Source organism: Kitasatospora sp. NPDC029312, assembly GCF_055569215.1.
This window is the reverse complement of record NZ_JBVHXY010000006.1, coordinates 163,263-177,958: the sequence shown is the minus strand read 5'-3', so window position 1 is coordinate 177,958 and position 14,696 is coordinate 163,263. Positions and strand designations below refer to the sequence as shown.

The 14,696-nt window shown below is 68.8% G+C and carries 13 protein-coding genes; 6 read left to right on the top strand and 7 right to left on the bottom strand.

Annotated elements, in window-relative coordinates; genetic code table 11:
- Positions 1–5 precede the first annotated feature (5 nt).
- Both ACZ4WV_RS08050 and ACZ4WV_RS08045 read left to right on the top strand, forming a co-directional pair.
- On the top strand, positions 6–4,466 hold the full coding sequence (locus ACZ4WV_RS08050) for a coiled-coil domain-containing protein (protein ID WP_465743988.1): 4,461 nt from the start codon (positions 6–8) through the stop codon (positions 4,464–4,466).
- Complete coding sequence (locus tag ACZ4WV_RS08045) at positions 4,463–5,611, top strand: Wadjet anti-phage system protein JetD domain-containing protein (protein WP_465743986.1); 1,149 nt, start codon at positions 4,463–4,465, stop codon at positions 5,609–5,611. Before ACZ4WV_RS08050 ends, ACZ4WV_RS08045 begins: the two co-directional genes overlap by 4 nt.
- Here the strand turns inward: ACZ4WV_RS08045 and ACZ4WV_RS08040 are convergent.
- On the bottom strand, positions 5,601–5,849 hold the full coding sequence (locus ACZ4WV_RS08040; RefSeq protein ID WP_465743984.1) for a hypothetical protein: 249 nt from the start codon (positions 5,847–5,849) through the stop codon (positions 5,601–5,603). The genes ACZ4WV_RS08045 and ACZ4WV_RS08040 overlap by 11 nt on opposite strands.
- Before the next feature lie 77 nt (positions 5,850–5,926).
- Positions 5,927–6,694: a PIN domain-containing protein gene (locus tag ACZ4WV_RS08035; protein WP_465743982.1), complete on the bottom strand. Its 768-nt coding sequence runs from the start codon at positions 6,692–6,694 to the stop codon at positions 5,927–5,929.
- 273 nt (positions 6,695–6,967) lie between these two features.
- Here ACZ4WV_RS08035 and ACZ4WV_RS08030 point away from each other — a divergent pair, with 273 nt between their 5' ends.
- Positions 6,968–7,099, top strand: coding sequence for a hypothetical protein (locus ACZ4WV_RS08030; protein WP_465743980.1), 132 nt, complete (start codon positions 6,968–6,970; stop codon positions 7,097–7,099).
- Between the two features lie 81 nt (positions 7,100–7,180).
- Here ACZ4WV_RS08030 and ACZ4WV_RS08025 read toward each other — a convergent pair whose 3' ends face one another.
- The 5 genes from ACZ4WV_RS08025 to ACZ4WV_RS08005 all read right to left on the bottom strand — a co-directional run bounded on the left by ACZ4WV_RS08025 (position 7,181) and on the right by ACZ4WV_RS08005 (position 10,838).
- Positions 7,181–8,314, bottom strand: coding sequence for a hypothetical protein (locus ACZ4WV_RS08025; protein WP_465743979.1), 1,134 nt, complete (start codon positions 8,312–8,314; stop codon positions 7,181–7,183).
- A 264-nt stretch (positions 8,315–8,578) separates the two neighbouring features.
- Positions 8,579–8,815, bottom strand: a complete 237-nt coding sequence (locus tag ACZ4WV_RS08020) for a hypothetical protein (protein WP_465743977.1) — start codon at positions 8,813–8,815, stop codon at positions 8,579–8,581.
- Positions 8,816–9,001: 186 nt separating this feature from the next.
- Positions 9,002–9,373: a hypothetical protein gene (locus ACZ4WV_RS08015; RefSeq protein WP_465743975.1), complete on the bottom strand. Its 372-nt coding sequence runs from the start codon at positions 9,371–9,373 to the stop codon at positions 9,002–9,004.
- Between the two features lie 369 nt (positions 9,374–9,742).
- The gene (locus ACZ4WV_RS08010) at positions 9,743–10,159 is read right to left on the bottom strand and encodes a hypothetical protein (protein ID WP_465743973.1); all 417 of its coding nucleotides are present in this window, start codon (positions 10,157–10,159) and stop codon (positions 9,743–9,745) included.
- A 256-nt stretch (positions 10,160–10,415) separates the two neighbouring features.
- Complete coding sequence (locus ACZ4WV_RS08005; protein WP_465743971.1) at positions 10,416–10,838, bottom strand: hypothetical protein; 423 nt, start codon at positions 10,836–10,838, stop codon at positions 10,416–10,418.
- 90 nt (positions 10,839–10,928) lie between these two features.
- Between ACZ4WV_RS08005 and ACZ4WV_RS08000 the strand changes: the two genes are divergently transcribed.
- The 3 genes from ACZ4WV_RS08000 (at position 10,929) to ACZ4WV_RS07990 (ending at position 14,427) form a co-directional block, all read left to right on the top strand.
- Positions 10,929–12,029: an LLM class flavin-dependent oxidoreductase gene (locus tag ACZ4WV_RS08000; protein ID WP_465744064.1), complete on the top strand. Its 1,101-nt coding sequence runs from the start codon at positions 10,929–10,931 to the stop codon at positions 12,027–12,029.
- A gap of 14 nt (positions 12,030–12,043) precedes the next feature.
- Positions 12,044–12,700, top strand: coding sequence for an FMN reductase (locus tag ACZ4WV_RS07995; RefSeq protein WP_465743969.1), 657 nt, complete (start codon positions 12,044–12,046; stop codon positions 12,698–12,700).
- A 494-nt stretch (positions 12,701–13,194) separates the two neighbouring features.
- Entirely contained in the window at positions 13,195–14,427 is a 1,233-nt protein-coding gene (locus ACZ4WV_RS07990; protein ID WP_465743967.1) for a PucR family transcriptional regulator, read from the top strand.
- The last annotated feature ends 269 nt before the right edge of the window (positions 14,428–14,696 follow it).

Here is a 14,696-nt window from a genome sequence, read left to right as displayed (position 1 = left end):
CCACTGTGTACGAGTTGAACCGCGTCCTGCTGCGAAACTTCGGCCCCCGCGACGCCCGGTATGAGTGGGTCGACCTCGACCTGTCCGGTGTCGGAGAGCCGGTGTCGACCGGCGCTCTGGTTCCCGGCATCGGCCACGTTCCGCGTCGGCCCTCGCCCGCGAGCCTGGTGATGCTGGAGAACGGGGGCGGCAAGGGCGTCCTCCTCACCGCGATCATGTGTACGACCATCCCTTACCGCCACAAGGATCTCGAGGCGCTTCGCAAGTTCGTCGTCTCGCCCGTCCAGCCGTCGCACATCGTGATGGAGTGGGTGGATGCGCGCACCGGCCAGCTCCTGGTCACCGGTCAGGTCCTCGCACCGGCAGCAGACAAGAACCTCAGCAGGCTCTTCTACAGTTTCCACCCCGGAGCGGCCCTCACCGCCGATCGCCTGCCTTTCCACAACGGCGGCATCTGGCTCTCTTACGACGACTTCTGCACCGAGCTGCGGGACATCAGGGCCCGCAATGAAGGACTGGGCCTGCGGGAGGAAGCCGGCCAGAAGGAGTGGGAGGCCCATCAGAGCAGCCTCGGCCTCGAACCGGACCTGTTCAACGTCCAGCGCGCGATGAACGCCACCGAGAGCGGTGCCGCCAACGCGTTCACCACGACCTCGTCCGGTGCCTTCGTGGAGTGGCTCCTCAAGAAGGCATCCGATGCTTCCGATTACGATGCGGTCGGCAAAATGTTCACCGGGTACGCGGGGTCAGTGTCGCAGTACCAGCTCTGGCAGAAGGAGCGCGCGTTCGCCCTCGAGATGCAGCGCCAGTGCCAACAGGTCGCCGACGCGCACACAACACAGCTCGCGCAGGCAGCACAGGCATCACAAGCCTCGAAGAACCTCGTTGTCTTGGCTTCGACACTCCTGGCCAGGGACAGGCAATTGGCATGTGAGGTTGAGCTGTGCGGCGCCGCCTATGAGCAGGCGGACGTCGAGCACCGGAAGAGGATGCGCGCACAGGATGCCGCTGACCGCGCGCTGCGACACGTCGAATGGCACAGCCTTCGGCTGGATCTGGCTGATCTGGAAGCCAAACGGGCGGATGCCGAGGCGAGGAGACTTGAAGTTGAACAAGAACGCGATGGCTGGGCCCATGTACCACTGGCCCTGGACCTGGCGACTGCTCGCCATGCCTTCGACAGCACCCAGCTCGACCTCACCCGGGCCGAAGGGGCCATCGCGCCCTATGCGACAGCCGCCGATGACGCCGCAGCCCGGCTGAGGATCGGCCTGCGGCTGGCAGAAGAGGACGTCCGTAAGAAGATCCACGACTTGCAGGAGGCTACGCGCGCCAGCGGGATTGAGGTCAGCGCGTGGCGCGCCCGCATGGGCGAGCTTCGCAAGCTCGACGGTGTCGCGGAGAGCGAGACGGCGAACCTTAGCTCCTTCGTCGCCCAATTCGACGCTGACCTCCAGCGGTCGCGCGATTCGCGGGACGTGCTGGCCGGAGAGACGGCGGCCGACGCAGCTGCCCGCTCCCGTGCGGCGGAAAGGGACCTTGAGGAACAGGCCGACGATGCGAAAGCAGCCGTCGACGATGCGAGGACGAGCGCTTCCCGTGCCCGGGCGGAGCTCTCCACGGCCGATGCTGCCGCGTCTGCGGCCAGCAATGCCGCAGACAATGCGAGCACTGTGATCGACAGGCTCCGGATCCGGGCGCGGCACATCCAGCACGATCCCCTCAGTTCGGAGCTGCTGGAGACACAACCCGACGCGACCGGCGGTGATGCCTTGACCTGGATCTCCGCCGGCGCAGGGCCGCTGCACGAACTAGCCAGCCGCCGCCACGCAGCTCTGGAAGGAGTGCTTACCGCTCAACGGCGCAGGCTGGACCGAGATCAGGAGTACCTGACTGCCCTGGACACCAGCGCCGGGCTGCTGCCCGCGCGCGCTCACGTCCGCCAGGTCTGCGCCGCCCTGCTTGGGCACGGAGTCGTTGCCCATCCCGGATGGATCTGGATGCGCGACAACCTGCCGACCGACCTCCACGCCCGGGCCGTGTCCGATCACCCTGACCTGGTGGACGGAGTGATCGTCACTGATGATTCTGCCCTGGAGAAGGCGCACCAGGTCCTGGAAGAGCTGCGCCCACTGCCCGCAGCGGCTGTGGCCATCGGAACCGGTAGCCGCTTCGCCAACATGGTCCCCAGCGACCAGGCGGGGCGCACCGTGGTGGAGCCCACACCTGCCATGCACGACGAACTGGCCGCGGCACGCGAGCGGGAGATCGTCGAGACTCGTATCCGGGAGACCTCCGAGGAAATCCAGCGCCAGGAGGCACGTCGAAAGGCCACGGCACGCCTCCTTGCCGCCCTGGACCACTGGCAGGACGAGCTCGGAGACCTTCCCCTCGACGTACGCCTTGAGGAACTGAGGAGCCTTCAGGCTGCCGCCGAGGTCGCCAGGGAAGCAGCCGACGCGGCCTCCGAACGAGCACAAGCATTCGAACTGGCCCTCGGCGAAGCCGAGTCGCAGCGCGAGACCGCCCTCGCCCGGTGGACAGCCCAGCGACGGACGGCAGACGACCTGGAGCGGCTGGCCGGCCGCGAGGCCGAGGCCGGCCATGCTGCTGACCGGATCGCCGAACTCGAACGCCAGACCACGATGCGGCTCGTCGAGTTCGGCGAGCTGGAAGCAGCCTGCTCCGCAGCGGAGGACGAGAGCCTTCGCCGTGCCCGCCTCATCGAGAACCACGAGCAAGAGGCGGCCGGACACAGCCGGGAGCGGGAGATGACCACGGCCACCGACGAGGCCGAACGCCGCCAGGCAGAGGCTGGCCCGCTCGACCCCCTGCCCGTGCTGCGACAGCAGTACAAGCAGGCCGCCTCCGACCTACGCGCCCGTGAGGTCGGTGAGGACCTTCGCGAGCGCGCGCGGACTGCGGAGGCCGACCTCCGGACCTGCCAGGCTCTCTGGAAGAAGGTCCCGCCCCCTGTACAGGATCGAGCACTGGTCCTTGCTCAGGACGCACGTGCTGACGATGCCATCCAGCGAGACGCCCTCGTGCGCAGTCTGACCGAGCAGGGCACGCGGCTGCAGACCGACGAAACCCACATCAATTCTCGGCGCGCCCGCGTCCAAGTACGGCTCGAGCAAGCCCGACCGGCAGAAGGCCAAGCCTGGCTGGAGGAAGGGGCCGCGCAGGAGTGGACCCCGTACGACCGGGCCCAGGCCCAGAAACTGCTGGAGATGGCCGGAGACTTGAAGACCGGCGCGGACCGGGCAGCGCGTACGGCCGGGGAGTCCTTCTCTGCTGCGGGCCGCGCCAAGCAGCAGGCTGAGCGGAGCCGCACCACGCTCGCCCCGGTCCTTGCACTCTTCGAGGCGGCGATCAAAGGCATGTCCATTGATCAGGAGGCCGCGCCCTATCCTGGATCACTCGAAGGCGCCGAGTCCAAAGCCCGAGAGGCTGTGAGCCTCCACACGACGACCCACAAGCAGAAGACCACTGCCGACCGAGCTGTCGAACGAGCCGTAGCCGATTTGAAGGACGCCGTCTCCAACGTCGCGTACCACGACCTCGACATTCCCCTGCGCACACAGATTTCTGCCCTCGACGGACGACAGATCCCTCCCATGGCCGCCGATTGGGTAACCGCTCTCACTGAACGCGCCGCTGTCCTGGCCTCTCAGCTGAACGGAGTCGAGCAAGTGCGCGACACCTTGGTCCTCCAACTGGCAGGTCGTGTCTCCGAAGAGCTCAAGAAGCTCGACCGCGCCAGTACCTTCTCCGTCTTCCCCGACGAAGCCGGCCCGTGGTCAAACCAGCGTTTCCTGACGATCAAGTACCAGCCTCCGGAGCAGCCCCTGCTCCATGGACTGATTCGCGAAGCGGTCCAGACCATGGCCACTGCCCCCAACGCCGTCGGGCTCAAGGGAATCGATGTCGTCATGCGCTGCCTTCACAGCGCCGTCCCACGAGGCTTCACCGCCAAGGTGATCAAACCAACTGCCTCGCGCACCCTCGAGCATGTGCTCGTGGAAGACATGAAAACGATCTTCTCGGGCGGCCAAGAACTCACCGGAGCCATCCTTCTGTACTGCGCGCTGGCCGCCCTGCGAACCTCACCAGGTCCGCGCAGTCGCACTCGGCACGGCGGTCTCCTCATGCTGGACAACCCCATCGGCCGCGCCAACGCCGACTACCTTGTGCAGATCCAGCAGGAGATGGCCACAGCACTCGGCATTCAGCTGCTCTACACCACCGGGCTCAGCGACGACAACGCCACCCTGCGATTCCCCCTGCGCATCCAACTGCGCAACGATGCGGAAGCCCGAAGCGGGCTGTCCCTCGTCCGCGTCGACGAGCACGTGCGCGCATCCCTGATCCCCAGGCCACGGGTCACACCCGACCCCGAGGCCCCCGAGCCCGCTGGCTATCTGAGCACCGCCCGGCTCTACACCAAGACCGAGGCCGGCCAATGAAGACGCCACACGACAACCCGGTGCCACCGTTGTCCCCAGCCGCTACCCGGCTCAATGACACCCTGCATGCCAGGACCCCCGGCGGCGGCACGCTCTCTCGCACAGCCCTGACGGAGGTATTCGCCTCTGCTCTGCCAGGTCTGTCCCACAGCGGCAACAGCCGCCGCAGCCTCGCCACCCTGCTCATCGAGCTTGCCGACGCGCAACTCCTCACCCTGCCCTCCAACCCGGCGAAATGGGACGCCGGGCGCCCCCCGCTACCCGACGCCGTCCGCATCGTCCGCTCCCACCCGATCCCCTCAGCACCCCGAGAAACACGGTCATGGAGACCGGAGCTCAGCTGGGTATCGACTGCGCGCATCACCACTGCACAGACGAACATCCTGACCGCGATCAACCGGTGGTTTCGGGACACGAGTAGCACGGCACAGGCTCGCCGTCCGCTATCCTTGCGCGAACGATCCCACGAGATCTTCAACGATGAGAAGCGCCTTGACAGCCTGATCAGCGGAGCGCTCTTCGGCCCGGGCCGACTCGACCTGGACCAGCTCGCAACCTACCGGGAACCCCCACCGCTCGCCTACCGACACCTCGGAGACGGCGACACCATACTTGTGATCGAGAACAGCGATACCTTCGCCACCCTGCGCCATCTGCTCCAACGCGACCCCGGCCGCATCGGGTACATCGCATTCGGCGCCGGCCGCGCCTTCGAAGCGACCATTGCCAGCATCGCCGAACTCCCCCAGATCCACCGCATCCTCTACTACGGAGATCTCGACGCGGACGGCCTATCCATCCCGGCCAGGGCCTCCATTACCGCAACGCTCTTGGGCCTACCGCCCGTTGAACCAGCGGAAGGCTGCTACCGGCTCCTCCTCACCCGCCCTCGCAACACAGCACTCAAGATCGATCCGAACCGCGCCAGGCTGCTGGTGGAGTGGCTACCGCCTGCCCTACAAGATCAAGCCCTCGTGATGCTCACGGCAGGTGACCGCGTCGCCCAGGAAGCCGCAAACCAGAACCATCACCTCGAAGACACTCATTGGCTCACCATCCGGGAGATGGCACCAAGGACCTCCCGTCCACACTCCGAGCCTTCCCCACAAGACGCGGGCGGCAACAGCGCTTCGATCATGTCCTGAGGCGCCGCACGGTCTCGTCGAGGACGTCCGGCTCGGGGCCGCCCCACTGGCCGAAGGTGGCCTCGACCAGCTCGACGTCGGGCGGATTCCTCAGTCGCACCGCACGGTCTTCCGGCTCGGTCATCGCCTGCTCGTGCTGCTGTACCGTGCCGGCCAGCCGATGCCCATGCTCTGTCAGCTCGATCGGGAACATGCCGTCCGCCCCGGGCGAGTGGCTCACATGGTCGTCGCTGGTCATATCAAGGGCAGTCATCCCTGTGGGCTCTCTCGCCTGGTTGGGCCGCACAGGATGACACAGGCCGCGAGACCGCGTCTCTACGCGTCCTCCGGCGTGCTCAGCTTCTCGACGTCGAGCCCGGCGTGCCTCGCTCGGCTCGACTGGCCGACGTCGTATGTGAACAGCTTCATCCGGCCGCCGACGACCGGGCTCACGGCCAGCGCCCGGTCCACGATCTCGTCGTCGGCGATCGGAAGGCGGGTGTGCGTCGGCGGGTCGAACAGGATCTCAGCGGCCACACCGGGCCCATCGTCGCCCTCGCGGAGGATCGTGTAGTGCCGATCCCCCTTCGGGAAGAGGCCGTCGATCACCTTCAGGGCGCGACGAGCCCGATGGCGCACGTGCTTGTTCGTGGACTCCTTGAGGCGGTCCAGCTCATCGATGACGACGATGGGCACCATGAGGTGAACGGTGCTGAACTCCACACCCACCAGAGCGGCCCAGTCGATGTACTCAAGCTCCTGCGGGTGCTCGATGAACATGCTGGTGTCGAACACCACTGTCAGGGCCGCCTGAGGCCCTCGATTGATGGCCTCTTGAAGCCCGCGTACGGTTTCCTCGAACGCGGTCTGCCGCTGCCGCAACTCCAGCCGGACGAGGCTGTTGGTGAACCTTTCCATGGCGCCCGAGCCGAAGTCGGCAGCTCCGGCGAGCAGATGCTCGTAGCGGCGGGTGAAGACGAGGCGCTCGATCTCCCGCTCGCTCAGCTGGTTGGTCAGCCGCTCGACCGCGTTGTTCGCCCACTCCAGGTACGCCAGTACGAGCTCGCCTGCACCTAGCGGGGAGCCGGTGTAGAGGTTGCTCACCTCCGTCTCCACGTCTCGCAGCGCTTGAAGGACGTTCTCCCGGTTCGCTCCCGGGTGAAGGGCGAGGTACATCCGGCGATCCTTGCAGCACTCGAACCGGATCGCACCCCGTTCCGCGATCGATATGGCAGAGACCTGGCCGTCCCCTGGAGCAGTCGGGGCGGGCGGTTCCTGAGGGGTTCGGTAGCGCCCCGGCGCCAGGTCGCCGACCAGGCTTCTCTCGATCGTGTGTCACCCCTACATCGCTGTTCGCTCGTGGTCAACGAACAACCGATGGCCGTCGTCGTCCAGGCCACGCTGCACCAGGCCCTCGACCCCGCCGCCGAGATCCTCTTCGACAACGAGCCCCGGCTCCTCGCCCACCTGCGCGTACCCAGGCTCCGAACGGCCCTGCTTATCCGGTAGGACACCGCAGTCTGCCTGTCCACCCACCGGAAGGACAGCCGCGGCGCACGCGCACCCCCCGAGGGCGGTTGACCCGGTGCGTCAGTCGGTTGCTTGCTGCCGTCGGAGGAGGACGGTGGTGAGTTCGACCGTGGCGAGGTACCACCAGAAGATCCAGTCGAGGAAGGCCGGGTCGTAGTCCTCCAGTTGGCTGGCGTCGCGGTGGCGGATCTCGAAGCGGTTGGCGATCTGGAACAGGGCGCCGTCGTCGGGCTTGCCGAGCTCGGCGCGGATCAGGTCGCGTCGTTCCTCGAGAATTCCGGCGAGGGCGATGATCGCGGAGCGTTTCTCTTCGATGGCCGCGTTGCGGCCGCGGTAGAGCGCGATGGCGTGCGCGGTGCGCTGCTGGATGTCGGGGTCGGTGACGGTCAATGCCCGGTGGACGAGGTTGGCACGGGCGTCGTCGGTCACGGCGACGAGTCGGCCCTGGTCCTCGCCTTCGTCCGCGAGGCGGTAGTGGATTCCGGCGCCGACCAGGAGCTGGTTCACCCGCCACCGGTAGAAGACCCGGGCGGGGCCGGTGTGAAACTCTCGGTGGTGCCAACCGCACTGATTGAAGCTGTGGTAGTTGCGCTCTCGCGGGCGGGAGACGAGGTCGTGGAGCACCTCGACCAGACCGAAGAACGTGTCCTCGTCCCACTCCGCAGGCTTGAGGGGCCACAGATTCCCGATTCCCAGGTGGAGCTCCAGGACGTCAGAGGGATCGGGCAGCACCTCGTCGGCATCGACACACTCCTCGCCGAAGTGCTCGACCAGGTAGCCCCTGCCCTCTAACTCCGCTACCAGTCGGGCGAAGCCGAGTCGCACCGCGTCCGGGCGCACGGTAGGTACCAAGCCGGAGACCGCTTTGCGCTGTGGCCAGTAGGGGCGCGGCTCGGTGAACTGCCGGATCTCCGCAGCGCGGCTGATCAATTCGCTGAACCAGGCGCGCTGCGTCAGGACCGGCTCCTGACCCAAGGAAGGAGAATCCACTTGGCCCCATGGGTCGTCGCTCCTCGGCGCTACGGCCGGCAGGTCGTCGAAGTCCAAACAGGCGCTCGCCCCCTGGAACGCCTCGGTGAGCAGCCACTGCGCCCTGGAGGTCCAATCCCGCCGTCCGGGCGCCGCGATGTGCTTTCCCTCGGCGATGAAGAGGTCGGCGGGCCATACCAGTTCGTAACTGCTGAGATCTATCACAGGGAACCCTCCGCGCCGAGTCCGCCGGTCAAGCGATCTACGTACCGGCTGCACCGGGAGGATACCGGCGGGCCCGGACAGAGCGGCGGGAATTCCCCGGCTCACGGCTGGCACTTGCCGCCGGGATTGCACCCTAGGCCGGCGGCGATCACGATGCTGACGGCGGTGTGGCGCAGGTCGTGCAGGCCGATCTTGGGGAGGTCGAGTTCGGCGGTGCGTTTGCGGAGCTGGTCGAGGACTCACTGCGGGCGCAGGGGCGTGCTGTCAGGGCGGGCGAAGACCGGTGCGGGCGTCGAGTTCGTCGGGGAAGCCGGCGCGGCGGATGGTGCGACGGTGGCCGTCGACGGGCGGGGTGTCGACGGCGAACGCCCAGAAGCCGTGGCGGGGGTCCGTTGCGAGACGGGGGCATGTGGTGCCGAGCTGGCGGCGGTGGCCGTCGCGGCAGCCGCAGCGCCGGTAGACGCGGCCACGGTCGTATCCCGGATTCGGTGAGCAGCGCATGATGATCGCCTCGAAGGGGTCGGGCGGACGGAGTCTTCTACCTCCTAGCCTGCGCCCGCGAGGCGACCACTTTGCGACCACCAGGCCACGAAAATACGGGCTGACCTGTGGTTCTCCCTTGGCCAGCGGAAAGGGGAAACCACAGGTCACCTGGTTGGGCTGTCTATCGCGCCTTGGGGCGCCCGGTCAGACGAGGCGGTCGCGGTTCGCGGCGGCGGACTGGCGGACGAGCTGGGCGAAGCGTGCACGGCTGCGGCGCGGGTGCTCCTCGGCCTGTTCGTCGTCCCAGTCCTCGGCGTCGCCGAGGTCTTCGTCGGTGTCGAGTTCGTCGTACTCGCTGTGGAGGAGCCAGCAGCCATGGATGCCGGTGAGGAGGTCTTCGAGGAGGTCGCGGGCGGGGCGCCTGGGGTCGAGCGGGGTGAGGCGCAGGGCGATGTCTTCGAGGTCGGGATCGTCGTCGCCGGTGTACCCGGCGATGGTCTCCTCGAGGTCCTCTAGGTCCTCGAGCTGTTCGCGCAGGGCGTCGGGGTCCGGGAGGAGTCCGTCGGCGATGTGCATGGCGTGGCGGACGAGTCCGGTGACGGCGTCGCGCGGGGTGGCGCCGTCGTCGATGAGGCCGAGGACGAGGGTGGGGGTCTCGTGGGGAAGGGCCTCGATGTTGTCGGCCTCCTGGACGACATGGACGGGGTCGTGTCCGGAAGCCTCGGCGGTGACTTCGGCCGCGGCGGCGAGCCAGTGAGCCGCGGCGACGGCGGCCGCGGTGGGGTCGATGGCGGAGAAGAGCTCCGCCGACCCGAAGGGGTTCTGCTGGAGGAGGTGGTCGGCGGCGGCGACCTGGACGGGGGAGGCGTCCTCGCGGCTGAGGAGGACGGCCTGCTGGGCGCGGCCGGTCAGGTCGCCGAGTTCGGCGTTCTCGACGGCGGCGAGCTAGGTGGCGGTCTCAGCGAGCGCAGCCTTCGTGAGTTCGGGGTCGTCGAGGTCGTGGAGGGCGCGTCCGACGCGGTTGGCGGATTCCAGGAGGCGGCTGTAGGAGACGATCATCGAGCCGCCGGTGGGCAGGTTCGGCTTGGTGATCGCGTCTGCGACGTCGCTGAAGTGCTTGCGCTCCTCCTCGCGGCGCCAGCCCTCGGTGTTGGGCTCCAGGGAGCCGGCGGCGCTGGCGGGATGGGTGTAGGTGCGCCAGGCGGCGGCGGAGAGTTGGGTGAGGGCGCGGGCCAGACCCAGAAGGTCGGAGGTGCCGGCCTCGGTGGGGAGGGAGGCGACGCGGGTGGCGAGGTCGCCTTCACCGCATCCCCAGGTGGCGATCAGCTCGTGCCGGTCGGGGTCGACGCTGTAACGGGTCAAGGCGCTCTGCCTCCGTGGTCTCTTTGCGGACCGCTCTGAGCGGTGGGACCAAGTCTGGCGCATCGTCAGGACAGTGGAGACCGCATCGCTGCGCGGAGCGATGCGCAGGAATGCGGGTCCTCAGGTGCGCAGGGCGTCGTGATGGCCTGTCCAGGGTCGCCGGGGGGCGGGTGTGCCGGCAGAGCGTGCGGGGCGGGGCGCACGGCCAGATCGACAGGCAACCTCCGGAAGGTGCCTCTTCCTCACGGAGTGAGCGTCAGGCCGGACACCGCTCGGCGGCGAGCAGTACGGCGCCGGTGACTGCGGTGGTGCGGCCGGGGTCGTTGTCGGCGCCGGCATGGTCGAGGGCGCCCTGGTTGATGGCCAGGTCGGCGTCGAGGGCGTGGCTGAGGAGGTTGAAGTCGGCGTTCGACTGTCGGGGGGCGATGCCGGTGTTGAACGTGACGGCTTCCTTGAGGTGTCCCTGGTCGCGAAGCATGCGGGTCTTGCGGTCGTCGAGCTGGTACTCCAGGAACGCGGTCAGGGCTCGTTTTGCGGCGTCCTGTTCGCCGGGAAGGGATGTTGCGCAGTCCGGTGCCGCGAGGAAGCCGTTGAAGGGGACGGCGCTGTGGTCGGCGCGGTGGGCGTCCAGCCGCGGAGGTCGACCGCGGGGCGGCGAGGGCGCTCCAGGACACGGCATCGTGCGCGCAGCACAAAGCCGGGCCTGCCAAGGCTACCTAGGGTCACCGTAACCAGGTTCCCTGACCCAGGAGTTGAAATGAGTTCAGGCATGCAGTTCGGGATCTTCTCGGTCGGTGATCTCACCCAGGACCCCACCGCCGGCACTGCGCCCACTGAGCACGAGCGCATAAAGGCTATCGTGACCATCGCCCGCCATGCCGAGGAGGCCGGACTCGACGTCTTCGCCACCGGCGAGCACCACAACCCGCCGTTCGTGCCGTCCTCACCCACCACCATGCTCGGCTGGATCGCGGCGAAGACCGAGAAGCTCATCCTGTCCACCGCCACGACCCTCATCACCACCAACGACCCGGTGAAGATCGCCGAGGACTACGCGATGCTCCAGCATCTCGCGGACGGCCGGGTGGACCTGATGATGGGACGGGGCAACACCGGGCCGGTCTACCCGTGGTTCGGGCAGGACATCCGCGACAGCGTCGCCCTCGCTGTGGAGAACTACGCACTGCTGCGCAGGCTCTGGGACGAGGAGGTCGTCGACTGGGAGGGCAAGTTCCGCACTCCGCTGCGGTCCTTCACCGCCACTCCGCGCCCGCTCGACGGGGTCGCACCGTTCGTCTGGCACGGCTCCATCCGCTCGCCCGAGATCGCGGAGCAGGCCGCCTTCTTCGGCGACGGTTTCTTCCACAACCACATCTTCTGGCCCAAGGAGCACACCCGCCGGATGGTGGCCCTCTACCGCAGGCGCTTCGCCCACCACGGGCACGGTACCGAGGAGCAGGCCATCGTCGGACTCGGCGGCCAGGTGTTCATGCGGCGCAACTCCCAGGACGCGGTCCGCGAGTTCCGGCCCTACTTCGACAACGCCCCCGTCTACGGACACGGCCCCTCGCTGGAGGAGTTCACCCGGGAGACCCCGCTCACCGTCGGCTCTCCGCAGCAGGTGATCGAGCGCACCCTGTCCTCCCGCGAGTACGTCGGCGACTACCAGCGCCAGCTCTTCCTGATGGACCACGCCGGTCTGCCGCTGAAGACCGTGCTGGAACAGATCGACCTACTGGGCGAGGAGGTCGTGCCCGTACTGCGCAAGGAGTTCGCCGTCGGCCGGCCCGCGACCGTGCCCGACGCCCCCACCCACGCGACCCTGGTCGCCGCGCGCGACGCCAAGGCCGCCGCCGAACACCGTCCCTGACCGGAGGTCGTCCCATGTCCACCACCACCGCGCCGAACCCGCTGCGCCTGGCCGTCGTCACCGCCGGTCTGAGCCAGCCGTCCTCCACCCGCCTGCTCGCGGACCGGCTGGCCGAGGCCACGAGCCGCCGGACTGCCGACCACGGCCGGTCGGCCGAGCCGTACACCGTCGAACTCCGGGAGGTGGCCGTCGACATCGCCCACAACCTGCTCACCGGCTTCCCTGCCGGAAGGCTGCGCGAGGCCGTCGACGCCGTTACTTCGGCGGACGGCGTCATCGCCGTCACGCCGGTCTTCACCGCGTCCTACAGCGGCCTGTTCAAGTCCTTCTTCGACGTCCTGGACAACCAGGCGCTGAACGGCAAGCCCGTCCTCATCGCGGCCACCGGCGGTACCGCCCGTCACTCGCTGGCCCTGGAGCACGCGGTGCGACCGCTGTTCGCCTATCTGCACGCCGTCGTGGTACCCACCGCGGTCTACGCCGCCTCCGAGGACTGGGGCTCGACCGGATCCCCCGGAACGGCGGACCTGGCCCGCCGCATCGACCGGGCCGGCGCCGAGCTGGCGGCTCTGACGGCCGGGCGCCCGGACAGTCAACGCCCGTCCGACACCGGAGACGAGGAGGGCCTCGCCCCCTTCACCGAACTGCTGGACACGGCACGGCGTCACTGAAGGGAGTGACTTCCGGGCGCCGGCGGTCGGCGGCGCCGGCGGCCGGCCACTCCGCGGGAGCCCGCCGGTGAGTACGCGTCGCCACCGGGAGACGCACAGCCTTGACGGCCATCACCGGCGGGTGCCGTCCCACCCGGCCGCCGGACGGGCCTTTGCCGTCGCCCCGGCGGCCGGGCCGACCGTCTGGTCGAACGTCCATCCGTCGGCACCACCGTGGGTGCCGGACGGGCTGTCGCCCGCGAGGGCACGCGCTTGAGGGGGATGTCGGGCGCAGGTTTCGCCTTCCCGCGCATTGCCGCGGCGGTCCCCATGGGTGGGGTGGTCAGTTCCGGCAGTCAAATGACTTAAGCAGGTCGAGTGCACTCCCAGGCAAGATCATTCTTGATCGGCAGGTCTTGCACGTGCCCGCTGACCCGCCGTCCTACGGCGGTGTTCCGCGCGGGCGCCCGGCCGCGGTCGCGGCACTGTACGGACGGGCAGCGGGGAGTTTCATCGTGGCGGGTTCCATCCAGCGGGCACGCGGTGCCAGTGAAGCTCTGCAGGCGCTCGTCGACGCGCTCGCGGCTGAGCTGGGGCGGTCGGTGGTGCTCGACGACGCCCTGGTCCGGGTGATCTGCACGAGCCGTCACTACGGGGACGAGGACCCGGTGCGCATCCGCACCCTGTTGCAGGGCCTGGCGGACGCCGAGGTCATCCGGTACGTCCTGGGGCAGGGCGTGATGCAGTGGCCCCGGCCCGGATACCTGGCGGGCCGGGACGACCTCGGCCTGCTGCAGCGCTACTGCGTGCCGCTGAGGGAGCGCGGTCACCTTCTGGGCGTCCTCATGGTAGTCACCCCGGACGAGCAGCTGACCGAGGCCGAGACCGCGGCGATCGAGCGGGCCACCCGCGGCGTGGCGGCGCAGTTGTACGACGAGCAGACGTCCGCGGACGAGACCTCGGCGGGCCAGGGCCGGCTACTGGAGGGGCTGCTGGACACCGACGTCGTGGCGCGAAGCACCGCCCGGGGGCTGCTGCTGGACCAGGGTCTCCTCCCCGACCGGGCGCACTGGGTGGTCAGCACCGTTCTGGTGGCAGCGCATTCAACGCCCCCCGGGCAGGTGACGGTGGCGCTGCGGGGCGCCCTGGAGGCGCACGTGCAAACGCGCACCGCGCGCGGCCTGATGGCCACCGGGGGCGACCGGGCCGTCCTGCTCCAGGGCTTCGAGCGCGAGCCGCGTCCGGATGACCTCGCCGCCCAGTCCCGTCGCATCCTCGGGGCACTGGAGACCTTCCTGGGGGAGAAGGTCCGCGCCGCGGTCGGCATCGGCGGGCGCCGGACCGGACTCGCGGACGCATGGGTCTCCGCTGAGCAGTCGCGGGTCGCCGCCCGGGCGGCGAGGCGGCTGCCGCACCTGGAGCGGGTGGGTGACTGGGAGGCCCTGGGCGAGTTCGCCGTCCTGATGCAGCTGCCCGAGCACGCGCTCACCGAGACCCTCGTCCCCCAGCCGCTGCGACGGCTGCTGGACGGTCCCGCCACCCAGCGGCTGGAGGAGACGCTGCTCTGCTTCCTGGAGAACGGTGGGTCGGCACCCAAGACCGCCGAGGCCCTGAACCTGCACCGGACCTCCCTCTACTACCGGCTGCGGCAGATCCAGGAGATCACCGGACTGGACCTGGACAGCGGGGCCAACCGGCTGCTGCTCCACCTGGGCCTGAGGATCCGCGAGCTGGTGGCCGGGTCGTAGCCGCTGCTCACGCCCTGATGCGTACGCTCTGAGCTGCGGCAGTCCCTCCGGATCAAGCTTTGCTACAGAGCGAGGAAGCCGGCCCGCACAATCCCTACGGCGGTCGGTGGTGCCACCGGGGGCGTCGGCGTCAGACTTCTTCCAGTGGCGCACCAGGGCCGCGGGCCGCCTGACACCGTACCCCCGAGGCGGCCCGATCAGAGGAAGAAGGAGCCGTGCACGAGTTGGTCACCGAGGACGGGGCGCGAACGGCGTTCCGCGACAACGGT

Bases quoted from the DNA above. Each gene is read 5' to 3' on its own strand.
- ACZ4WV_RS08015 (WP_465743975.1), bottom strand. From the start codon at position 9,373: ATGCACATCGCCGACGGACTCCTCCCGGACCCCGACGCCCTGCGCGAA.
- ACZ4WV_RS08045 (WP_465743986.1), top strand. From the start codon at position 4,463: ATGAAGACGCCACACGACAACCCGGTGCCACCGTTGTCCCCAGCCGCT.
- ACZ4WV_RS08030 (WP_465743980.1), top strand. From the start codon at position 6,968: ATGGCCGTCGTCGTCCAGGCCACGCTGCACCAGGCCCTCGACCCCGCC.
- ACZ4WV_RS08005 (WP_465743971.1), bottom strand. From the start codon at position 10,838: ATGCCGTGTCCTGGAGCGCCCTCGCCGCCCCGCGGTCGACCTCCGCGG.
- ACZ4WV_RS08000 (WP_465744064.1), top strand. From the start codon at position 10,929: ATGCAGTTCGGGATCTTCTCGGTCGGTGATCTCACCCAGGACCCCACC.
- ACZ4WV_RS08020 (WP_465743977.1), bottom strand. From the start codon at position 8,815: ATGCGCTGCTCACCGAATCCGGGATACGACCGTGGCCGCGTCTACCGG.
- ACZ4WV_RS08040 (WP_465743984.1), bottom strand. From the start codon at position 5,849: ATGACCAGCGACGACCATGTGAGCCACTCGCCCGGGGCGGACGGCATG.
- ACZ4WV_RS07995 (WP_465743969.1), top strand. From the start codon at position 12,044: ATGTCCACCACCACCGCGCCGAACCCGCTGCGCCTGGCCGTCGTCACC.